At 37.0% G+C, this 22,230-nt stretch carries 25 protein-coding genes; 9 read left to right on the top strand and 16 right to left on the bottom strand.

The annotated features are described in order from the left end of the window. Positions 1-2 precede the first annotated feature (2 nt). Positions 3-722 carry a DUF2225 domain-containing protein gene (locus tag ADM90_RS20905; protein ID WP_053996813.1) on the top strand — a complete coding sequence of 240 codons (720 nt, stop codon included), beginning with the start codon at positions 3-5 and terminating at the stop codon, positions 720-722. Beyond that, the gene (locus ADM90_RS20900; RefSeq protein WP_053996812.1) at positions 697-1,047 is read left to right on the top strand and encodes a hypothetical protein; all 351 of its coding nucleotides are present in this window, start codon (positions 697-699) and stop codon (positions 1,045-1,047) included. The genes ADM90_RS20905 and ADM90_RS20900 overlap by 26 nt, the downstream gene beginning before the upstream one ends. 44 nt (positions 1,048-1,091) lie before the next feature. Here the strand turns inward: ADM90_RS20900 and ADM90_RS20895 are convergent, their stop codons facing one another. The 3 genes from ADM90_RS20895 to ADM90_RS20885 all read right to left on the bottom strand — a co-directional run bounded on the left by ADM90_RS20895 (position 1,092) and on the right by ADM90_RS20885 (position 4,549). Beyond that, positions 1,092-2,282 carry a DUF4272 domain-containing protein gene (locus tag ADM90_RS20895; RefSeq protein WP_053996811.1) on the bottom strand — a complete coding sequence of 397 codons (1,191 nt, stop codon included), beginning with the start codon at positions 2,280-2,282 and terminating at the stop codon, positions 1,092-1,094. A 20-nt stretch (positions 2,283-2,302) separates the two neighbouring features. Beyond that, positions 2,303-3,574, bottom strand: a complete 1,272-nt coding sequence (locus ADM90_RS20890; protein ID WP_053996810.1) for an SMI1/KNR4 family protein — start codon at positions 3,572-3,574, stop codon at positions 2,303-2,305. A gap of 144 nt (positions 3,575-3,718) precedes the next feature. Beyond that, positions 3,719-4,549 carry a MerR family transcriptional regulator gene (locus ADM90_RS20885; protein WP_053996809.1) on the bottom strand — a complete coding sequence of 277 codons (831 nt, stop codon included), beginning with the start codon at positions 4,547-4,549 and terminating at the stop codon, positions 3,719-3,721. A gap of 85 nt (positions 4,550-4,634) precedes the next feature. On the opposite strand from ADM90_RS20885, the gene ADM90_RS20880 reads away from it, so the two are divergent. Together ADM90_RS20880 and ADM90_RS20875 are read left to right on the top strand one after the other, a co-directional pair. Beyond that, positions 4,635-5,102, top strand: coding sequence for a GNAT family N-acetyltransferase (locus tag ADM90_RS20880; RefSeq protein WP_053996808.1), 468 nt, complete (start codon positions 4,635-4,637; stop codon positions 5,100-5,102). Further along, on the top strand, positions 5,089-6,438 hold the full coding sequence (locus ADM90_RS20875; RefSeq protein ID WP_053996807.1) for an MATE family efflux transporter: 1,350 nt from the start codon (positions 5,089-5,091) through the stop codon (positions 6,436-6,438). Before ADM90_RS20880 ends, ADM90_RS20875 begins: the two co-directional genes overlap by 14 nt. Positions 6,439-6,485: 47 nt before the next feature. Here ADM90_RS20875 and ADM90_RS20870 read toward each other — a convergent pair whose 3' ends face one another. The 3 genes from ADM90_RS20870 to ADM90_RS20860 all read right to left on the bottom strand — a co-directional run bounded on the left by ADM90_RS20870 (position 6,486) and on the right by ADM90_RS20860 (position 9,300). Then, positions 6,486-7,535 (bottom strand): AI-2E family transporter, encoded by a 1,050-nt coding sequence (locus ADM90_RS20870; RefSeq protein ID WP_053996806.1) that lies wholly within the window; start codon positions 7,533-7,535, stop codon positions 6,486-6,488. A gap of 728 nt (positions 7,536-8,263) precedes the next feature. After that, on the bottom strand, positions 8,264-8,683 hold the full coding sequence (locus ADM90_RS20865) for an RrF2 family transcriptional regulator (protein WP_053996805.1): 420 nt from the start codon (positions 8,681-8,683) through the stop codon (positions 8,264-8,266). An 89-nt stretch (positions 8,684-8,772) separates the two neighbouring features. Further along, positions 8,773-9,300 (bottom strand): cupin domain-containing protein, encoded by a 528-nt coding sequence (locus ADM90_RS20860; RefSeq protein ID WP_053996804.1) that lies wholly within the window; start codon positions 9,298-9,300, stop codon positions 8,773-8,775. Between the two features lie 145 nt (positions 9,301-9,445). On the opposite strand from ADM90_RS20860, the gene ADM90_RS24405 reads away from it, so the two are divergent. Continuing rightward, positions 9,446-9,580, top strand: coding sequence for a sugar kinase (locus ADM90_RS24405; protein WP_152928061.1), 135 nt, complete (start codon positions 9,446-9,448; stop codon positions 9,578-9,580). Positions 9,581-9,698: 118 nt separating this feature from the next. Here the strand turns inward: ADM90_RS24405 and ADM90_RS20855 are convergent, their stop codons facing one another. From ADM90_RS20855 to ADM90_RS25645, 5 genes are all read right to left on the bottom strand, one after another. Beyond that, positions 9,699-9,878: a hypothetical protein gene (locus ADM90_RS20855; RefSeq protein ID WP_053996803.1), complete on the bottom strand. Its 180-nt coding sequence runs from the start codon at positions 9,876-9,878 to the stop codon at positions 9,699-9,701. Positions 9,879-9,892: 14 nt separating this feature from the next. After that, complete coding sequence (locus ADM90_RS20850; RefSeq protein ID WP_053996802.1) at positions 9,893-10,453, bottom strand: DUF4303 domain-containing protein; 561 nt, start codon at positions 10,451-10,453, stop codon at positions 9,893-9,895. 13 nt (positions 10,454-10,466) lie between these two features. Then, the gene (locus ADM90_RS20845; RefSeq protein ID WP_083448648.1) at positions 10,467-10,910 is read right to left on the bottom strand and encodes an SRPBCC domain-containing protein; all 444 of its coding nucleotides are present in this window, start codon (positions 10,908-10,910) and stop codon (positions 10,467-10,469) included. A gap of 113 nt (positions 10,911-11,023) precedes the next feature. Further along, positions 11,024-12,472 (bottom strand): Msr family ABC-F type ribosomal protection protein, encoded by a 1,449-nt coding sequence (locus tag ADM90_RS20840; RefSeq protein WP_053996800.1) that lies wholly within the window; start codon positions 12,470-12,472, stop codon positions 11,024-11,026. A gap of 275 nt (positions 12,473-12,747) precedes the next feature. Then, positions 12,748-12,792, bottom strand: coding sequence for an erythromycin resistance leader peptide (locus ADM90_RS25645; RefSeq protein WP_152928065.1), 45 nt, complete (start codon positions 12,790-12,792; stop codon positions 12,748-12,750). A 171-nt stretch (positions 12,793-12,963) separates the two neighbouring features. Between ADM90_RS25645 and ADM90_RS20835 the strand changes: the two genes are divergently transcribed. Both ADM90_RS20835 and ADM90_RS20830 read left to right on the top strand, forming a co-directional pair. Continuing rightward, positions 12,964-13,803, top strand: coding sequence for a YitT family protein (locus ADM90_RS20835; protein ID WP_053996799.1), 840 nt, complete (start codon positions 12,964-12,966; stop codon positions 13,801-13,803). 286 nt (positions 13,804-14,089) lie between these two features. Next, positions 14,090-14,608 (top strand): GNAT family N-acetyltransferase, encoded by a 519-nt coding sequence (locus ADM90_RS20830; RefSeq protein WP_053996798.1) that lies wholly within the window; start codon positions 14,090-14,092, stop codon positions 14,606-14,608. 114 nt (positions 14,609-14,722) lie between these two features. Here the strand turns inward: ADM90_RS20830 and ADM90_RS20825 are convergent, their stop codons facing one another. From ADM90_RS20825 to ADM90_RS20815, 3 genes are all read right to left on the bottom strand, one after another. Further along, positions 14,723-15,631, bottom strand: coding sequence for a D-alanine--D-alanine ligase (locus tag ADM90_RS20825; protein ID WP_053996797.1), 909 nt, complete (start codon positions 15,629-15,631; stop codon positions 14,723-14,725). A 4-nt stretch (positions 15,632-15,635) separates the two neighbouring features. After that, positions 15,636-17,084 carry an aminotransferase-like domain-containing protein gene (locus ADM90_RS20820; protein ID WP_053996796.1) on the bottom strand — a complete coding sequence of 483 codons (1,449 nt, stop codon included), beginning with the start codon at positions 17,082-17,084 and terminating at the stop codon, positions 15,636-15,638. A 428-nt stretch (positions 17,085-17,512) separates the two neighbouring features. Further along, entirely contained in the window at positions 17,513-18,394 is an 882-nt protein-coding gene (locus ADM90_RS20815; protein ID WP_053996795.1) for a LysR family transcriptional regulator, read from the bottom strand. 137 nt (positions 18,395-18,531) lie between these two features. Between ADM90_RS20815 and ADM90_RS20810 the strand changes: the two genes are divergently transcribed. Continuing rightward, entirely contained in the window at positions 18,532-19,227 is a 696-nt protein-coding gene (locus ADM90_RS20810; RefSeq protein ID WP_053996794.1) for an L-2-amino-thiazoline-4-carboxylic acid hydrolase, read from the top strand. A gap of 5 nt (positions 19,228-19,232) precedes the next feature. Beyond that, positions 19,233-20,444: a Zn-dependent hydrolase gene (locus tag ADM90_RS20805; RefSeq protein WP_053996980.1), complete on the top strand. Its 1,212-nt coding sequence runs from the start codon at positions 19,233-19,235 to the stop codon at positions 20,442-20,444. An 84-nt stretch (positions 20,445-20,528) separates the two neighbouring features. Here ADM90_RS20805 and ADM90_RS20800 read toward each other — a convergent pair whose 3' ends face one another. Continuing rightward, positions 20,529-21,353, bottom strand: a complete 825-nt coding sequence (locus ADM90_RS20800) for a hypothetical protein (protein ID WP_053996793.1) — start codon at positions 21,351-21,353, stop codon at positions 20,529-20,531. Further along, complete coding sequence (locus tag ADM90_RS20795; protein ID WP_053996792.1) at positions 21,343-21,867, bottom strand: sigma-70 family RNA polymerase sigma factor; 525 nt, start codon at positions 21,865-21,867, stop codon at positions 21,343-21,345. The genes ADM90_RS20800 and ADM90_RS20795 overlap by 11 nt, the downstream gene beginning before the upstream one ends. Between the last annotated feature and the right edge of the window lie 363 nt (positions 21,868-22,230).

The following is a 22,230-nucleotide window of genomic DNA, read 5'->3' as shown; positions in this document are numbered from 1 at the left end:
TTATGGCATTTAATATTTACTACTATGAAAGTAATGTGGAGTGTAAATGTTGCAAAAAGCATTTTACAACATATAAAGTACGCCCTAATCGATATAAAATTATCGAGGAGCAATCTGATTTTATGCCTGTTTATGAAGGCCTAAATCCTTTGCTGTACGAGGTCGCTGTATGTCCACATTGCGGCTATGCCTACCACAAATCAATGTCTCGAACATATGGGCCCTTTATGTTGCTAATTGAGGAATTATATATTAAAGAGCTTCAAAAACCAATGAACATCTGTCAGGAACGCACTATTGACGATGCTATCACTAGCTTTAAGCTCGCCTATTTAGTAGCCCGTGCAGCTATGGAGGAATCGCTGTTAATGGCTAATTTCGCCTTAAAAATTGCCTGGCTCTATCGTTTGAAAAATGAGCAGGAATCCGAAAAGCGTTATCTTTTTGCAGCTAGAGACTTTTATAGTAAATCCTTTGCATCCAATCAGGAGGGTGGGGAAAGAATTCAGTTTTTACACGCAGAACTAAGCCTCCGCCTCGGTGATATTACTGAAGCCAAAAGAGGGTTCTCACGTTTAATTGCTGATAAACATGTATCGCCAAAATATCGAAAGCTTGCACGTACGCGTTGGGAAAATTACAGATATGATGAACAGTCTACAACAGTTAATGAATGTGAGGGAGAGAGGACTGATTATGTTGCTATTTCAAAAAAGAATTGATGTCAGAGAAGAGGATATATTTTCAGAGTTACATCATTTTTTACTAAGAAAAAATAATCGCTACTTAACAAATGATGAGGTTGTCGCCTTAACAGGCATATCATCTGAGCTACTTTATAAATGGGTGAAAACCGGAAAATTAAAGAAATCTATATTTCCTAATTTAGGTGCTCCGTGTGAAAGATGTGGGCAGTTAACGCAAGCAAAAATTTGTGTGAGCTGTTCCTCCTCCATTACTGGAACATTGCAGCAGGAAGAAAAAGATCGTGCATGGTTCAATCAAATTCAACGCAACACTAGAGCAAACACCTATCATTATAAATAATGGAAGAGCATCTCCAGTTGTATAGAATGGAGATGCTTTTCTATCTATGTATCCATTGACATTGTATCCCATTGTTCATTGCGGTAACCAATCATCCAAAATAGGGCTCTACGTCTTTCCATTACAACGCTTTCATTTAATGCTAATGGCGCGGCTTGCCCATTGATACGACTATTTACACAAGCCCAATGCAATCGATAAATTTTATCAGCCTCATCCAAAATTTCTTCCTTACTACGCATGGCTATTTGGGCATAAAATTGCTCAAATGTTTCACAGCTAGAGACTACCTGAATCGCATAGTCACAATCACATACATCATCTGGAAACTCTAATGTTTCCACAAAACCCAATGCCCAAATCAGCGTCCAGTATGCTTCATATTGCCAGGCAATGCTCACTGCCTCTTGTGCATCTGGATATTGTGCATCTGGATATTGTGCCTGAAGAAAGCTCTTTTCATTGTCCGTTAAAAATTGCTGTACATTATACTTATGCAGCATATTTAGAAAGAACTCCCTTGAATCCTCAATATTTCCGCTTTGTGCTACATCACAGGCAAATTGAATAGCAATTAATAAAGCTACTGCTCTTTTCGCAATATCCTCCTGCCTTTTAAAAGCACAGTCCTCTACCGACGGCAGCTGTGGCAATGATGCTACATAAGGTATTCCTTTCTCTACTAAGAATGCAATCGTGTTATTTTTACGTGCTTCCCCTTGTGCTGATGTTGCCTCTTGGACATTGATCATTTTTGTACAGGCATGAGGTCTAAAGTTCGATGGTCCTGATTCTCCATTCGGATAAACAATAACCAAGCCTTGTTGATCAAGCAAAGTACCATCTGGTAAAAAGCCAACACCACCTATACTTGATAATAATTTTATTAATAGCTGCATTTGCTCGTCCGTTATTTCTTTGTCCATCTCAACTGCAATCACTGTGTTGAAAACAGATATTTGAATCATGACAAGTTCCTTTAGTTGTTCATCTTCAAAAGGAATATTATGGTAAAAACTCATCATTCCAGGCATATTTTTGGCAAAATAATCAGGGTCTGTATTATCAGCAATCACATGAATAGCCCCTTGATGCCTTTTAAACAGCCCCTTCGATTTCAATAAATAGCTACTATCATTTTTTTCAACTACAAAGCCCTGTGCCAATGTATCTAAAATTCCCTCTTCAATATCATGTGTATCGTTCTTAGAAGCGCATATTGTAAAGTGATTCAAGCTATCTCCTCCTATGGCTTTCATACCCAACTATCCAAACTATTTAAAGCATGGCTAAAGAGTTGTTTATTTTTTCGTAATACCTCATGCTCTGCCCAAAATATTAATAATGGCTGCCACTTTTCCGTTTCTACAACGGTGGTGGGCGCAATTCCCTGACGCATCATATAATCAATGGCTCGGATGGCAGTAAGCCTCTCTACTTCATGACCGTTTAACCATTCAAATAATAGCGCTGCACTTGGCTGTGATTGCGCTAACAGTGTAGCCCATCCATCGATTGGAAAGGCAAGATAGTCCTTCATCCAATGGATAACACTTGGATGATGGAAATGGCGCAGACGATGTAAGGCTGTATAACTAGTAATCCTATCCTTTTCAATATCCTGAAGAACTAAAGTCAGTCCCTCTTCCATTGGTAAGCAATAGGCTGTTAAATAATCACGCAAGGTCTCTGCTATTTCGTTAGTCTCTTGCCATAGCCCTCTCACCCACTGCTCAGCCTTATCTGCACATATCTTTACTAGCACATCGCTCCATACTTGTTGATGCCATAAGGATGAATCTTGCTCAATCTTCTGACGCAATGCTTGATATACTTGTTCTTTATTGAATAATGAAAATAACCCCTGCACCTCAGTATTTTTCATACCATGCATAGAAACATAGAAAAGCAAGGACTCTAAGCTGGATTTAGCTTGCTGTAAGTCTGATGTTCTATATTGTTCAAACCACTGTAGCCAAATTTGCGAGCTAGCTGAATAAGGATTTAAGCCAGCTGCATCACAGAACTGACGATGCTGCCCGCAATCTACCCCAATACAGCCTAAAGCTGTTACATGATCAACGTAAGCCTGGAAGCTAGATGCAAGGAAATCAAACTCATCCTCCTCATGGCTCCAATACCAAATCGATTCATCTGCCAACTTCATCAGAACAGCATCTCCATTATGCGCTGTGTAAAATTGTAGGTATTGCTGCTTATCTAGCTCCTCCTCACCACCAAAGTCAGGAAAAAATAAATCCACCAAGCTCCATCCAAAATCACCTGAAGGTCTATCTGTCAATTGTTCTGGAAGAATCGCTGTATCTGGTAGAGACCAATAGAGATTCACTTGCTGAGCATAATTTTGTAATATTTGACGAAACTCAGTAGGAATTGGGATGCCAAGCTGCTCCTCAGCTTGCTGTAGCTCCTGCTCCGTCGCTACAGGCTGAATATCAATAGGATGCACAGAGGCTCCTTGCTGCTTTAACTGTTCGATTAAGCTATGCCAACGCTCCATCCACATAAAACTTCACCCCCCTTATAAATTTACTTCTATATCGTCAAAAAACGCCTTCCTAATTAGAGGAAATAGAAAAATATGAAGATTTTACTGATATCTAAAAGACAACATACGATAAAGGGCTCACCTATAAGCATTCCTTATAGCTTATTGAATTTTTTGTACCTCCATCATAATTTTGGTGACATACTCTTCTTCACGATCTTTCATGACAGCATCATAAATGTACTCCTCATAAACATACTGACCTAATTGATAGCCTTGCTCATGCATCACCTTAAATAATCGGCTATATGTTTCGCCAAGCATTTTAGAGGGGCCTATATGATAGCCAATAATAACCTGCCCCTCTATTGCTTTAAAATAAGGATGCCCCTCTCGTGGATGTGGCTGTTCTATATATAAGTAACTATAATTATCATAATTACCCGCTAGCACTTGCTCTCTTGTTGTAATGCCCCCTATTGGATAGCCTGTATCTAATTGGGAGCGGTCTAGCTCCTCAATAAAGTCGGCTACAGCCTTCACAAATTGCTCCTCCGTAGAATTTTCGATATTTTTACTTAAATATAATGTTGCCTCTGGAAAATATTCAATGGTGATGTCATCAAAGTGAAGATGCAATGCTTCCTCTGTTGTTTTCATTTTGACATCAATAATGCCTTCAATGATTTCTAACTCTCGGCGCTTCTGTGCAACAATCTCCTTTTGCTGCTGCATTAATTCTAAAAAATTTTCAGGTGATTTTTCTGCCATATACTGTTGAATGTCTTTTAAGGACATACCTACTGCTTTTAATAATTCAATGACACTAAAAAAATCATATTGTGCAAGGGAATAATAACGATAACCTTTACCGTCCTTTATAGCAGGCGACAATAAACCAATTTGATCATAATAAATTAATGTTTGCTTATTAACTTTACATATTTTAGCAAACTCACCTGTTGTAAAAAATTTCACATTTTTATTAAGCATTTTAAGTTTCCTCCCTTGACTATATAGTAACTATATACTTTAGATTGTACCTATTCACATTAAAAATAGAAAGGTTTTGACATTTATGTTCACGGAAATACGTGACATTACAGCTTTCAGCAAACAGGAAATTTTAGCTTTACGCATTGCTGACAATCAGCAACATTTTATTGAAACAACTAGCCAATGCTTAGCAGAGGCAGAGAGGGATCGTCATTTCACACCCTTAGGCTTGTACAAGGATAATAGCGCTATAGGCTTTGCTATGTATGGTGTATTCCCCCATGATGATCAAAGTCAGCGTATTTGGCTTGATCGCTATTTAATTGATGAACGTTATCAAAAGCAAGGTTTAGGTAAATATTTTTTACAGCAGCTTATTCATTATTTAACTATAAAGTTTAACTGCGCTCATATCTATTTAAGCGTTTACGATAACAACGCTGTAGCCATTCGACTCTATCAGCAATTTGGATTTACCTTTAATGGTGAACGAGATGATAAAGGGGAAAAAGTAATGGTGTTGGAGGTGTGTAGACATGACAACCATTAATCCAATTGAAACAAGACCATTGAAACCATTATTTTTATCGTATTTATTCCCAGCACTGGTCGGTATGCTCTTAATGTCCGTTAATATTTTAGTCGATGGTATTTTTGTTAGTCATGGCGTGGGACCTACAGCATTAGCAGGGGTTAATATTGCTGTTCCCATTTTCTCTATTTTACTTTCTATCTCCCTGTGGATTGGTATGGGCGGCGCTACACTTTTCTCAATCGCTCTTGGCGAGGGCAATAAACAGCGAGCACACCAGCTCTTTACACTAGCATTTCTAACAATGCTTGTTATTGTGCTCACTATTATCGGGCTGCTGTTATTCAATCTAAGGGATATTTCTTATATATTTGGCGCAAGTGATGATACGTATCCATATGTGCAAGACTATTTATATGTTATTTTGCTATTTGGTGTGTTTTATACAATCGAAAATCTTTTAAGCATTTTTATCCGAAATGATGGTAATCCAAAGCTGGCGATGCTTGGCTTAATAACAACATCTGTCTTAAATATTATCTTAAACTATGTCTTTATTTTTATGCTCGATTATGGTGTAACAGGTTGTGCCCTAGCAACAGCCATTGCTACAATTATTGGTATGTCTGTGCTCTGCCTTCATTTTTTCCTTCCACAATCTGAACTTAAGTTTGTTACTTCATTTTTTAATCTAACAGACCTCAAGAAAATTTTTGCTATTGGGCTACCGAGCTTTATCGTTGAAGCTTCTGTAGCTGTAATTGTTATTTTATATAATATAACCTTTTTGCATTATTTAGGTGCAAATGGTGTCACAGCTTATGCGATGGTCAATTATATTCATACCGTGCTATTAATGATTTTCCTTGGGATTGGTATGGCGCTTCAACCACTAGTTAGCTACCATCATGGTGCTAAATTAATGGAGCGATTAACAGCCTTATTAAAAATCGGTTTAGCCACTGCCCTTATTTTAGGACTACTCACATCTATTATTGCGATGCTCGTTCCTTCTCAGTTAATGGCGCTATTTGGTGATAGCACATTTGCAATTCGCAGCATGGCAGCACAGGGCTTTGCTTATTTTGCGATTGGCTATATATTTTTAGGCATCAATATGGTGTTCGCGGAATTTTTCCAATCCATTGAAAAAATTCGTCTGGCTACAATGATTATGCTATTACGTAGTTTAATTCTATTTATTCCGACTCTTCTGATCCTCCCAAAATTATTTGGTGCTAAGGCAATTTGGTGGGCCTTCCCTGTAGTCGAGGGTATTACGGCTTTGCTTATTTACACGTACATTAAGAAAAGACCACAAACCATTGCTTCTTCCTCTATAGAGAAGGTGTAAAATAAAAGGAATCATCTGCATAGCAAGAGATGATTCCTTTTATAATGCTATTCTATTTGCTTTTTGCTTCGTCTTATAGGTTTTTGCTTAGGCGTTTCTGATGAGGTAACACCTAGAACATCCAGTAAGAAAATAAACAACGGAATACCAATGATTAACCCCCATACACCAAAGAAATGCTCTGAGAAGATAATGACCATAAATGTATAGAAAATCGGTAAATCCGTCTTTGCAGACATAAGCTTTGGATTTAAGAAATAGGCTTCAATCGCATGCAATACTGTCACCATTACCAAAATATAAACAATATACATTAGCCCACCAATACTATAGGCAATAATACTCATTGGTATTAATGAAATAATAACACCTGCAACTGGCACTAAACCTAAAATAAAAATCATAATCCCAAGGGCAATTAAATGTGGGAAGCCCATCAGATAAAGCATAATAACTGATAGTACACAGTTAACCGCAGCGATAATAAACTGTGCCTCAATTACTTTTCCAAATGAACGGATAAATACTCTCGAAAAATAATGAAGCTCATCGTATAAAGGTGCAATCTTACTATCCTTAAACTTTGCGGTAAACTCAATAATGCGCTTCTTTTCTAACAGGATAAATAAGCTTAATATTAATGAAATCAAGATTTGCATAATGATTTTACCAATATTCGTAATATTTTTAAGAGTTATATCTACACCCTGCTCTAAATATTTATCAAGTTCGATTTTCTCAAAGGTTGGGGCTAAGTATCTGGCAATCTCATTATCATCTGGATTAACATTAAAGCTTGCTATAAGGTCAAAAAGCTGTGTGATTTGCTGCGTGACAATCGGCAAATATTTATAAATCACTGCTACAATTGCACCGGCAAGTAACAAATACAAGGTTACCGTCACCGCTTTTTCATTCAGTGGTACGTATTTTCTCGTACCCTCTGTTGTTTTCGTTGCAAGCTTATTCATCAAATAGGTAATAATAAACGTAAGTAGAATAATATTAATCATGCTACGCATTAAATATAATGCAATCGCAATGCCGACTAAAAGCATAAAACGTTTAAATCCATGACTTTGAAAGAATTTACTCATTGATTCACTCCTTCTATAAAACGGCCTCGCTGCCTAGGGTTACACGATCAAAATGGATTTACAACAATACGCATCATTCTTATGTAAAAATTTCCTCTTATGCAGTATAGCCATCTATCTATAAGATAAGACGACATTCGTATTTCTTTAGAATTATTTGTAGAAAAACTAAGGGGGTAAAGTGAATTGTATGTTTTAGTAAATTAAAAAGTCAATTTTTTATCCTTGTGAAAGCTTTATCAGCGTATTAGCCTATATTCTATAAATCTATTATAACCTTTTAGACCAGCATATCCAATTTGTAAGTTCTTTTATAATGGTATTTATATAGAATATTTACCAGATGTTATTTTATGCTATTTTGATGAGAAATTCAAACTCAAAATAGGCAAAGAAATTTAGAAAATGTCAATATAGCGATGCAAGATACTGTAAAGCTCGTATTTTATTTGGTAGGAGATATGGTTGTTCCTAAACGTTGAAAATAATCAGAGATTTTTTTGGGAGTCCCTCTTCCATATATGACATTCATGCTTGTTGTCGCACTTACTGCTCCTATCCTAAAGGTTGTGAGCTTGTAAGGAATTATAAATTCATACTATGTTTGTGTAATAGAAATATACTGTATGAAGACACCCTTGAAGTCATCTAAAAAGGGTGTCCCTCTAATATATGGAGAACTTATTTTTGCATACTACCTTATTCATCACTTTAAGAATTCTATCCGTCTACTCCCCTTTTTCTTTAACTTGCTTAGCTATATCTATAATATACCTATTACCAAGTTCCTTTTTCATATTATTCTCAGCCTCTATCATCACTTGCTCGATCAGACAGCCTTCCTTATGAAGAGAATCTTTATGTTCAGAGGAACAGCTAAATAATGAGGTCTGTCCTTCAATCGCATAGATTACATCTAAAAAGGAAATTTCCTGAGGATGCTTGGAAATACGATAGCCGCCATTCACACCTGGATTCGACACAATTAAGCCTGCCTTCACAAGCTTTGTAAGAATTTTTGAAAGATAGGTTGACGATAAGCTTTGCATTTCTGCTAAAGACTCCACACTTATTGATTTTTCTTGAGAAGTCAGCGCCAAAATAACCATTGTATGTAAAGCATAGTTTGTTGCCTTTGAGTATTTCATTTCTCTATCACCCTTTATTAAAGACCGTTATCCTCTACAATATATCAAGAAAAAGCATGTTTGTATCAAAACACGCTTTCTTTGATCATTTATTCTCTCTGTCCATAGCCTGCTTCTGCAGCAATTGCATCCGCCTTTGTTCTATGAATCGTTCCAAATGGATGATTCGGTGGTGCATAAATTGTGTAAAGCTTTAGTGGCTTATTTCCTGTATTTGTCACGTTATGCCAAGTTCCTGCGGGTACCATTATCGCTGTATCTTCTGAAACATTTTTTTGCACATTTAAATAATCTCTTCTAGGTCCCATTTGAGTCACACCACGCCCCTCTTCAATGCAAATAAATTGATCGACATGTGGATGCACCTCTAAACCAATATCTTCCCCTACATCAAGGCTCATCACTGTTACTTGTAAGTTTGCCCCTGTCCATAGTGCTGTACGATAATGATTGTTTCGCTTGGTAGCCTCTTCAATATCTATAACGAATGGCTCACCTCCATAATCCTGCCGCATATGATGTCTAGTTCCTTGCTCCATCTGATTTGGATAAGCCCAATAAGTAGGCTGATAACCATACTGGTACATTGAGTAATTACCATAATAAGGGTGATTCATGTACCTCAATCCTTTCATCTATGATCAATTCATATTATGCAATTGAATGGGAAAAGGTACTTCTTGTGCTTTTATGTACAAGGTTACTCTTTGAACATTAGATATAGATTAGATATTATTGATAAAAAGATTGGGAGTAGTTACCATGGATGATAGATTAGCAGAAAAGCTTGCCAGTACGACAGCCATTAAATGGTTTCCTGGACATGGTGTTGAAGAAAATTGGATTATAGAGGCTGAAGCAGAACTAGGATTTAACTTATCACCCTGTTATTGCTGATGGCTAAAATTTTATGGCAATGCACAGCTGAATGGAGGAAACATTCTTACTTTATCTCTGCCAGCTTATCGAGACATCAATGATACCGATATTCTTTATATTCACCGTCTAAACTTGGCTACTGATTATATTGAATCGCTACAGAAATATCCTCATTCCCAATATTCCCCTTTATAAATTGTACAATATATGCAGGGTCAGCCTTATTCATATCCTTTTGTACCTTCCAAAAAACAATGCTTCTGGCTAATCCCACACTCATACAAATTCCACCAATGACCCAATACAATTTTGTCATCTAATACCTCCCATTCATTCTGCCGCTTCGACTAACCATTGCTGTAGAGCTGGTGATGACGGATTATTTAATCGTAGCGCCATTTGGCTATTGATTTCTTCTGGAGGCATTATTTCAACAGTAATACATATAGCATCCCTTGGCTGATTTAAGGAAAATAGCCCCTCTTCATCAAGCATGTTTAGGGCTATCTCCATTGCCTGTAAGCGTAGCATCAATTCTTTATGCCATTCTCCATTTTCAAGTGTCCAGATAAGTGGCCGCTTTGCAAAGGATTCATATACATCAGCAAAATTTTCTTCACCAAAACAGTAATATGGAGAGTCTGCATACGACCACTTAATAAGATCAGCCATTTCAGGGGCTGGCCTATCACTGTGGATCGCTTGTTTAGTCGCTTCACGTGTCAATGCCTCCCATGACCAAGCAGAAATGCTCGGTGCATGCCCTTCCCCAGTGGTAAAGAATGTACAGTAATAAAACCGTTCACCATTTTTAAAAAGCTCCAAAAATGATTTTCTTGCTGCACATGCTATTTTATTTGCTAATTCTTCTATTTCTTGTGTTTCCGCCATCCCAGTTGCCCCCTTAATGGATTAACGAAGCTCTTAAATTGCTAATGCCATTTTCTATATACCCCTTAAGGCATGTTAATGTATAAACCCAGCCCTCTTTTTGCGCCATCATTTTTGCGACAATTTCTGGGTCATGCGCATCAAATCCTGATTCTACTACCTCAATAATCGTTTCACTTTGCTGTTGTTGCAAAGAAATTGTTACCATCGTAATCTCATCGTGCTCTTCTCCCCATGAAAATACGATTTTCTTGTCGGGCTCTATTTCTAGTACAGTTATTACGCCCTCTGCATGGTACTCCTTATATTTCAATATAATTCTCTTACCGGTGTCCCATCTTTCTGAGCTGCTAGAGAACCAAAAATTACCGATTTCTGTAGGAGAAACAATGGCTTCAAATATTTGATGGGCTGGCTTATTAATTTTTAATTTTGTCGTCACAAGCATATTCATCATCCTTTTATTTTGTCTACCCTACATTTTCGCCAATATTTTCCGATCACCTGCTTGTTTATAGATTTTCAAGAAAAAGGTGCGATTCTCCTAAATATAGAATCGCACCTTTTTGCTTACTTTATTTTTTTATCACAAATCGTGAACTGTAAGTCAGCTACATTCTCTATAAAGCTTTTATCATGTGTGACAAAAAGTATTGTTCCCTCATAGGCAGCTATGAATTGCTCGAGTGCTTCAAGTGCGAGAATATCTAAAAAATTTGTCGGTTCATCCAACAGTAAAATATTATACTCTCCCAGAAATAGCTGGCAGAGCTGAAGACGTATAGCTTCTCCACCACTTAAGGACATCACACTTTTTTGTAAATCTGTACCATCAAATTGCATAGCATGGAGAACACTACGCAATAAACCTTCCTCATAATCTGAACGGTTTTTTAAAAACTGCAAGACCGTTTCCTCACTCGTAAACTGATAACTCATTTGCTGGAAATAGCCTATTTTTGCCTTTGGTGAAATAATTAGCCCTTCGCCTTTATGAAAAATATAACGGAGCAATGTACTTTTTCCACTGCCATTGCTACCCGTAAGCGCTATTTTTTTACCTAATGGTATTTGAAAGCTCGCTTCCTCCAATAGCACCTTATCCTGAACCTGTAAACTTAGTCTATCCGCCATAATCGGAAATTTATTATGCATGGCTAATGCTTTGGATTGTCGAAAAACAATTTTTTGCTCTTGCTGTACAGCCTCTACCGCATGAAGCTTTTCCAGTCGATGCTCAATGGCCTTCGCTGCACGCTGCATAGCCTTTTGACTTGTGCCTTTAGACTTTGTCATAAACATACGATTGGCTGGTGCATTTGCTTCTCTTTTTGACATGCTCCCTGCCTGGGTAATTTTTTCAGCTTTTTTCATTTTTTCATCCGCAGCTTTTTCAAGTCGATTTTTTTCTTTTATATACTGGCTATGCGCTTGGCTTTGTTGCTCACGCTGTAGTTGTTTTTGTGCAGCATAATCACTGTAATTGCCAGAATAGACATGCACCTTACCTTCATCTACTTCCCAAATTGTTGTAACCAGTTCATCCAGTACAGCTCGATCATGACTAATAACTAGCAATGCTCCATAATAGTAACGTAATTCATCCAGTAAAAATGCAATACCTGCCTGATCTAAATGCGTTGTTGGTTCATCCATAAGAAGAGTTTCCTGATAAGTAGAAAACAATTGGGCTAGCTTTAACCTTGTTTGTTCGCCACCACTTAGCTGGGGAGAAGATTTAGGAACCGCTAGCTTTCCTAATAATGCGGCATCTGCCTCGGCTAATGTTGGTGCGTCCATTTGCTCAAAATAGCCAAAGTCCACATAACGCTTTACTTTTCCTCTTGTTGGCTGAACCTTACCCGCAAGCAACTTCATTAACGTACTTTTACCTACACCATTTTTTCCAACAATTCCAATGCGATCAAATTGATGCACCGCTAATTTTTCAATTGTTAATACCTCTTTATCTAAATAAACAACTTCTATATGTTCTAATTCAAAGCATACTTTTTCCATATTGCTACCTCCCGAAATAAATTGATTTCGTATCGATAGCAATAGCATCGATACGAGCTTTTTTAACAGCTCGTATCAAAAGAACAATAACATATGCATGGCACTTCTCCTCCTAAAAAAAATCACAGACAATCTGCCTGTGATAAACGTAACAAAGATATACTATTTTATCCTCACAAAAAAGATGACTCTACAGCCTTATGAAGATGATTAAAAAAGGACAGACCTATCCCGTTTACTCTAGTTTCACAAACAGAGCTTTTGACCATATTTAGTTATTGGGCCAAAGTCGGAAAACGAAGCTTCATAGAATGTGTCATTTTTTAATCATCCTCCTTTAAGTATTACAATTATTATAAATACTTTTTTCAGTAAGTCAAGATTAGAAAATTGACTTTCAATATTGACTTAAAGGGTGTATCAATTGTGAAAAACCTGCTATAGTATGGACTTAAGAAAAAAATCAAATAGGAAATGGTGGTGTTTTATAAATGAAAAAGTATGTCATTGATATGTTAGTAATTATGCTTGGAGCGTTGCTTTTTGCACTAGCTGTTAACTTATTTGTTATTCCAAATGATTTAGGTGAAGGTGGTGTAACAGGTTTAACGATTATTGCTTACTATCTGTTTGGCTGGTCACCTAGTATTGTCAGCTTTGTCTTAAATGCAGCATTACTTGTTGCTGGTTATAAATTTTTAAGCAGACAAACAACAATTTATACAATTATTGCGGTCTCCTTCCATTCCCTATTCTTACATTTAACAGAATCGTGGTCAATTTCCTCAAATGAAATTATTGTCAATACGATTTTTGGCGGCGTCTTTGCTGGTGTTGGTATTGGTCTTATTATTAGAGTGGGCGGTACAACAGCAGGCTCCACAATTTTAGCGAGAATGACAAACAAATATTTAGGCTGGAGTATTAGCTATGGCCTACTATTCTTTGACTTAATTGTTGCGTTTGCATCTTATTTCGTTATTGGTGCAGAAGCATTAATGCTAACGATTATTATGCTATATGTGGCTACAAAGATCATGGAATTTGTTATTGAAGGAGTAAATCCTAAAAAGGCTGTTACCATTATTTCTAAAAAGCCAGAAGCTATTGCTGAACGTGTTACAGCCTTTATGAATCGTGGTGTGACGGTGCTTGCTGGTCATGGCTATTATACAAAGGAGCAAAAGGAAGTCCTGTATATTGTGATTAGTAAGCAAGAGGTTGTAAAGCTTAAAAAGATTGTTAAAGAAATCGATAAAGATGCCTTTATTGCCATTCATGATGTAAGGGATGTCTTTGGAGAAGGCTTTATTGAACTAGCAAAATCTTAAGATAAGCAAAAGCGCCTTTTGTTTCCTTCTTAAATAGACAAAATTAATAAGAGGATATTATGTTCAATATAAGGGCATATATCCTCTTTTTTCATACATATCAGATTGATTCATTACATATCGAACTATTGGTACAATATATAAAATACAAAAAACGTATGTTTACTGAGTTGACAAACATATCCAATAGCTAGATATAATCAGCTATAAGAGCAAGCGTTACTATTATTTTTTGGAGAAGGCAGTGCCATTAGCGTTTAATAGGTGATAATGGAGGTGATATTACATGGATATATCTATTGAAAGATTACAAGTTACAGATGTCGAAGGTTTGTATAAATTTGAACTTGAAAACAGAGCATTTTTTGAAGAAATGGTACCTACTCGTGGAGATGACTACTATAACCCTGAGATTTTTAGAAGAAGACACGAAGCTTTACTTGAAGAACAAGGTCAAGGAGGTTCATGTTTCTATTTAATTAAAGATAAAGATAGTTCTATTCTAGGAAGAATAAATTTAGTGGATATTGATGAATTTCATAAAATCGGTCATCTCGGTTATAGGGTAGGACAGGAATATACTGGAAAGGGAATTGCTAATAAAGCATTGAAATTACTAATAGAAAGAGTAGCTGCTGAAGATATAAAACAGATCAAAGCGAAAACCACAACTAATAATATAGCTTCCCAAAGAGTGTTAGAGAAAAATGGTTTTGAGAGAATAGCTACTAGTAGTGAAGAATTCGAAATGAAGGGTCAGAAGTTAAGTTTTGTTTATTATGCTTTGACTATTTCACCTTATTGAACTAATGGGTTGCATTATTTAAATAACAAAGGGCATAACATATTACTTATATAAAATATGTTATGTCCTTTAATTTAGGTCTTAATCATATTTAAATAAAAGATGTTTTTTTATTTATCCATTTCTTCTAATCTGCAAGGAGGTTTCAATAATTTTATTTAGCAGCTCTGAGTAGCTGATGCCTGCAGCACGTGCACTTTTTGGTAGCAAGCTATTTTGGGTCATGCCAGGTAGTGTATTAACCTCTAAAACGTAAGGAATGCCATCTTTTATCAACATATCCACTCTTGCATATACGCTACACTTCAATGTTTTATAACTCGTCATTGCAGCCTTTGCCACACGTTGATGAATAGCTGATGGAAGCTCTATAGGCTCTTCTATTGTCGAGGCATCGTTATATTTCGCCTTATAATCAAAAAATACTGCCGTATGTTTAATAGCTAGAATTGGTAAAAGCTCGCCATTCAATATAGCACATGTAATTTCATCCCCCTCCATGTACTGCTCAATAATAATTTCTGTATCCCATTTGAGTACCTCCGTTATAGCAGCTAATAGGGATTTTTTATCCTCTACGATTTGGACACCTACACTAGAGCCACCAGCATTCGGTTTGACAACTAGTGGGTAGCCCATGCCTTCTATCTCATGCAAAGGAAGCTCCTCGCCCCTTACATGATGCAGCCAATCAGGTGTTGCAAGACCTTCATAGCGTAGCATTTTTTTTGCTATATTTTTGTCCATACATAGACTGCTCGCGAGAATACCACTTCCTGTATAGGGAATGCCTATTGTTTCTAGGACACCCTGAATCGTACCATCCTCACCAAATTTACCATGTAGGGCTAATAAAGCCACATCAATATCATGGATTTTGTCAATTAGCTCTTTATGATGATCTAATTTAATCACTACAACATCATATTTCTTCTTATCTAAATGGGCAACCATTTCCTTTCCTGTCATCATCGAAACCTGCTTCTCAGAGGAAGTGCCACCCATAATCACGCCAACCTTCATTTTTTCAACTCCCCATGTCATTTTTCAATGTATCACCGATCATTTGAATCCCGTGCACAATATCCTCATCTGATAAACGAGAAAAGCCTAATCGCAGTGTATTGCTGCCTAGCCCATTTGTGAAAAAAACATCTCCTGGATAAAATACAACACCCTTGGTATAGCACTTCTTCAACAACCTACGTGCATCCACGCCCTCCTCTAGCTCTATAAAAAGATGAAGCCCCCCATCTCCTGTCATTCTGCTAAAGGGAATGTATTGATTACAAGCCTGTCGAGCTAACTCATATTTTTTCTTATAGACAGCTCTTGCCTTTTTTAAATATTTTTCAAAATAGCTATCCTGCAAATATTGATAGAGCACAGCCTGATCTAATGTCGAGGTATGAATAGTTCGCGCTCTTTTCATGCTCTCTAAGCAAGCAATGAGCTCCTTGTCCGCTAATATCCAGCCAACACGCAGCCCGGGGAAAAGGATTTTTGAAAAGCTGCTAATATACACCACGTTATTCCCTGCCCCACTAAAAGCTATCAGTGGCGCTAAATGGGCGCTGGAATATCGTAATTCCTCATTAAAGCCGTCCTCTACAATAGGGATTTGGTGCTTGGAAAAAAGTTGAATAATAGCATTTCTTTTTTCAGAGGAAGTGACAATACCAGTGGGATTATGATAGGACGGAATAAGATAAGCAAAATCATACGTCAATTCTGCTAGACTTTTCTCCACTTGATCTATATCAATGCCGTGATCCGTCATATCGAAACCATGTATATCTAGCCCATGTAATCGAAAAAGCTTTAAGGCTGCATGATGTGTAGGATTTTCACATAGCACACGTCCTGTTTTTTTAGCTATGGAGGATAAAAAGATATCTAGCCCCTCCGTAAAACCATTGGTAATTAAAATGTCTTTATTGGAAATATCCACACCTTTTACTTCCATATAGCGAAGAAGATAGTCAATTAAAGGTTTATAACCCTTTGCATAGCCATAATTCAAGACAATATCTCCTTCAATGGACATCCTTGTGAGAAACGCTCTTTTGAAATTTTCAACATCAAAAAGCTTTTCTTCTGGCGCAATACTAGTAAAGGAGATCATTCCTCTTTGCCAATGTAAATCTTGACGTATTAAATCAAGCTCATCTGCAAGCAAAGTCTCTTTATTCAGTTTTGTCTTCCAATCAAATTCAATGGCTGCTGTTTTCAATGTAGTAACGTTTCCTACAAAGTTTCCTTTTCCCTTTACTGCATAGATCATGCCGTCTTGCTCCAACTCAGCATATGCATTCAGCACCGTATTTCTACTGACCACTAACAGCCTACTAAGCTCACGGGTAGATGGAAGCTTTTGATGTGCCAGTAGATGCCCATTGACAATCATGTCTTTTATATAATCCTTCAACTGCACATAAACCGGACTATCATCCTTAAGCTTAAAATCATTAAACATTTCCTAGCCCCCTTGCTTCATTTTTACACAGCCTTTGCTCACCTAAAAGATCCACCCCTTCCGTAATTTGCTGTTACAGTGGTTGCTCTTATGTCTACCCTATTTCAATAGTGGAATAAGCATAAAAAGGAAACCCTATTTTGAGTACTATTTTATCAAAACAGATGTTTCCTTTTCTCTCTTATAATTATTCTAACATAATTTAAACTACCCCCTACCAGCACACTATAGCCCTGACACACGCTTCCACAAAAAGAGCAAAAAGACACACCATTATAAATAACCGAACCTAATTTAATTAGAATAATCATCCTACTCATCACCACAACAAAGCAAGAAAAATCTATGAATCTTTTATGAAAAATACCCTCACGAATAGTCGTCATGAAACTGCGGACAGAATGGTTGCTTATAGTAATTGCTAATTACTAAATTTGTAAAAGGGAAGCAAAGTGTTTCGATATTTCTACAAACTTTAAAGCACCTGGGGAAAGGTGAATACTATGTTTGTGAGCAATTCCAACCTGTCGAACATATGCCTGATAAAATTTTTTTCGTACAAGATTATTCGGTGTATGCAATAAAAGAGAATTTGGCACAATGGATATACCCAAATTTTCATTGACCATTGTTAAAATAACCTGATCCACTGATAATTCATAGACTACATTTGGATGAATTTTATGCTTAGCTAAGAGCTTGGAAACATCACGATCAATTGTACGCTTTGGCATAATCCAGCGTTCATGTTGTAATTGCTCAAGGTAAAGCTTGTCCTCCTTTGCTAACGGATGCTCCTTCGCCATAATACAAACAAGCTCATCCTCAAAAATAGCATCAAATATAAGGTTTTTAGAATTTGGCTGCACTAAAAAACCGATATCTACTATGCCATTATAAAGCCAACCCTCAATTTGATCGTAATCTCCCTCCATCAAGCGAATTTGTAAGTCTGGGTGATGCTGCTCAAAATATGCTAGCACTTTTGGCAATAAAACTAGCGAAACACTCGGAAGAATGCCAACAGATAATGTACCGCCAATCAGATTTTTTAAATTAGCCACAGTGGTTTCAAGCTGTTGTTGTTGCTGCAAAATTTTTGAAATATGCTCATAAATAACTTTCCCCTCACTTGTTAAAGTAATATTATTGCGATTTCGAATAATTAACGATAGCCCTAATTCTGCCTCTAAATTACTAATTGTATGACTAATTGACGACTGGGTAAGATTTAGCTTTAGCCCCGTTTCTGTAAAATTACCCGTATCAATCAATGTATAAAAAGCCATATATTGCGCTAATGTTGCCATTATTACTCCAACTCCTTTTATGATTTTTTTTCATATTTGATTGCTCAAATATTCATTTGATTTATTTTACTCCTCTCCTCTATAATAAAAATAAAATCCAAGTAAATCAATAAGGTTTACGCTGAGGGGGCATCAACATGGCAGAGGAAAAATTAATGATGAAAGCTTTATCCATGGATATTATTACAGCAAAAATGTTTACTGAATTACATCTCTCCATCACGGAGCAATACGGAGAGCATGGTCGTGAATTAATTCAACAAGGGTTGCAGGCATTTGGTTTAAAGGATGCTGAAGCAATGGCGAAAAAGGCAACAGCAGAAGGCGAAAATCATACATTCTTTGAATATTTACCACAAATTGTTGAAGGTCAAGAGCAATATACAGATTTAACAACATTTGCTCGCTTCTCAAAAATGTTTGCACATATTGCAAAGCCAGTGGTTGATACGTACGGTGAAGAAGGTGAACAGGTGATTATGCGCGCCGTAGAACGCTTTGGCAATAAGCGTGGTGCAGGTATTGCTCAACGTGCGCGTACAAATGGCTTAGAAAATTCATTGGAAAACTATTTAACAAACTATGATATGGGGCGCAGTGATTTATTTGAAATTGAAACGGTTTATAAAGAAGATGAGGTTGAACAAACATTTACACATTGTCCACTGGGTCAGCAATGGGCGGATGACGGAATGGGTAAATACGGTATTTTGTATTGTAAAATGATCGACCCTGCAATTGCAAAAGGCTACAATAAAAACTTTGAGGTGGTACATGATGAGTTTGTCCTACGTGAGGGTCAATGCCACTTCCAATTCCAAATGAAAGAGTGATAGCTATGATTAATGGAGAAAGACTCTTACAGCATCTTGAAGATTTAAGTCAGATTGGCCGCAATGAAGCAACAGGCGGTGTTAACCGTTTCTCTTTTACATCAGAGGAAAAGCAAGCGATTGAGTTAGTAATGACTTATATGGAAGAAGCGGGAATGGTTGTGACAATCGATGCTATAGGAAATCTTATTGGTACGTATGGTGAAGGAAACGAAACGATTATGCTAGGCTCACATATCGATACAGTACCAGAAGGTGGTAAATATGATGGCGCATTAGGTGTACTAGCTGCCATTGAGGTTGTCCACACAATGCACGCGCAACAATTAATCCCATCTAAAAAAATTCAAGTTGTTGCGTTTAAAGATGAAGAAGGCACAAGATTTGATTTTGGGCTAGTTGGTAGTAGAGCAATGGCTGGTCTTTTAACAGAGGGGCAACTACAGTTCACAGACAAGAATGGTATTTCTATTGAAGAAGCTATGAAGGCATTTCAATTGTCGCCGTATCCTTTCGAGCAACCACCACGTGATGATATTAAAGCTTATTTAGAAATGCATATTGAGCAAGGAAAAGTATTAGAAAATGAGGGACTACCTGTTGGCGTTGTCACAGGCATCGCAGCTCCAGTATGGTTAGAGATCACTGTAACAGGCGTTAGTGAGCATGCAGGGGCAACACCAATGCCAATTCGTCAGGATGCGCTTACGGCTGCAAGTGAAATGATTTTAGCTATTGAACAGCTATTAAATAACACAACAGGCTCAGTAGCAACTGTTGGAAAGCTCACTGTCTCCCCAAATGGTACAAATGTAATTCCAGGTAAAGTTACATTCACTATTGACCTGCGAGATATTGATGAAAGCAAGATCAATGTATTGGAAGCTACCATTTTACAGCAGCTCCAACAGATTGCTACACGTAGAAATGTAATGCTGTCTTCTAAGGTTTTACAGCGTGTGAAGCCAGCAAAAACTGATGCAGTGTTACAGCAACAATTAGCGACAAGCATTGAAAAACAAGGAATACAGCCTTATTTCCTTGTAAGTGGCGCTGGGCATGATGCCATGAATATCGCTGAAATCGCACCAATTGCCATGCTATTTGTGCGTTCCAAAGACGGTATTAGCCATAACCCATTAGAGTATAGCTCAGCTGAAGATATTGTGATCGCCACAGCTATCTTTTATGATACAGTCGTGGAGCTTTCTAAATAGTCTCTTCCCCTATTAAGAAGCTATCCAGAAATACTTTGGATAGCTTCTGTTTATTTTATAGTTATAAAGAGCTCAATATCTAATTTAATGTATTTCTCCATTTTCATCACAATAAAATTCAATTGTAAACCTTTTTTCATTGCGAATCGTATTGTACTCAAAAATTCCTTCGATTTGAATCTCAATTGTTCGCCCACCATCTAGCAAAGTTGCTTTCGAAGATGTTTGCTTCCAAGCACCTCTTGTTATTTCTGTTAATTTCGTAGAGATATCTTGCACAGAAGAAAATATTTGACGATTTCGAGAGGCATGATAGGCAGTCTTAAAATTCCCTGTCACCTCAATTGCTATTAATATATCGGAGAAATACATATACGTTTTTTTAGTCACATGACCGTTCTCATTCGTTATAACAGGTGCTGGATTTCCTCTTAACATCTCATTGATTTTTTCCCGCTCTGTAGCTAAGTGGTGGTCTACCCATGATTGAATATCTTTTCTAAAATCCCCAGGTGTTACCCAAAAGTCATCCTCAAATTGTTCGATTGGTACAACACTAATATTCATACCTGGTTTTGATGCCATTGCCTCATCGATAATTTTTACATACTCTTGATAGTATTGCTTTTTTACTTCATCCGTTAGTGGTGGCAATGGTGCTCTAACAGGCTTTTCCTCTGGCTCTGGTTCCATGATCACTGCGGCAGAATCGGCAGGAGAGCTACTTTGCATCATTGATAATAAGCTAATCCCTATCAGCATAACGGCAAGGATTGATAGCAATAAAGGCTTCCAATAATAGCGAGATGGAGGAGCTTGTTGGACTTTAGCTTGAATCATTGCTTTTTCATTCTCTGATAGTTCGATCAATGTCGGCAAGGATTTTTCCAATTCATTTTTAATACTCATAATCAAAATCTCCCTCCTCTATTGTAATTTTTGCTAATTTTCTTCCTCTCGCTAATCTGGTTTTCACTGTATTAGGAGAGCATTTTAACACCTCAGCTATATCGGTGATGGATAATTCAACATAGTAATAGAGCCATATTACTTCCCGATATTTAATGGGTAAAGAATTGACTAATGCTCCAATCGATTGATTTTGCTCCTGCTGTAAAAAATCCACCTCGAAGGAATCTCGTTTTAGCCAATTTTTTACCTTCTCTGTGACTTCGAATTTTTTATAATGCCAGCTTTTTAAATAATTTTGACATTCATTCACAGCTATTCGATATAAATAGGTTTTGATGGAGGAACGCCCCTCAAAGGCATCCAAGCTTTTATAAAATTTAATAAAAACCTCCTGAGCAAGGTCTTCTGTTTTTGGTAAATCCTTTACATATGTATAGATTAATCGTTTTATATAATCCCCATGCTGATCCATTGCAGCTTGCAATAGGCTATCTTTCTCATTCTGTGTCAACGCTACATCCCTCCTCTCTTATACAGTTAGACAAGGCTGGAAATCAACTAGTTTCACTTTACTAAAGAAGTTCTACTTTCTTTTATATGTTATAGTGTATTTATGGTTATTTTAGGTTTAAATGGCTTATCACCAAAATAAAGAGTAAATTGTATACACGTTAGCTCTCTTGAACGGAACTGCTAGCTACTTTTAGATAAACGAGATCATACACATACAGCTTCTGAGGAACTTTATAATTTTCCTATTCCAAAGGATACACTAGCTGAACGTGAAAGCCCCACAGAAAAAGGTTTTTAATCTACAGGGACAGCTTTACCACTTCACTATTTGTTTGTTATTAAAATAGGGAGGGAGGTCACA

The organism is Lysinibacillus macroides, from assembly GCF_001281525.1.
GTDB classification, from domain to species: domain Bacteria; phylum Bacillota; class Bacilli; order Bacillales_A; family Planococcaceae; genus Lysinibacillus; species Lysinibacillus macroides.
Note: the sequence above shows the minus strand (reverse complement) of the source record. Positions and strands in the feature narration are given on the sequence as shown.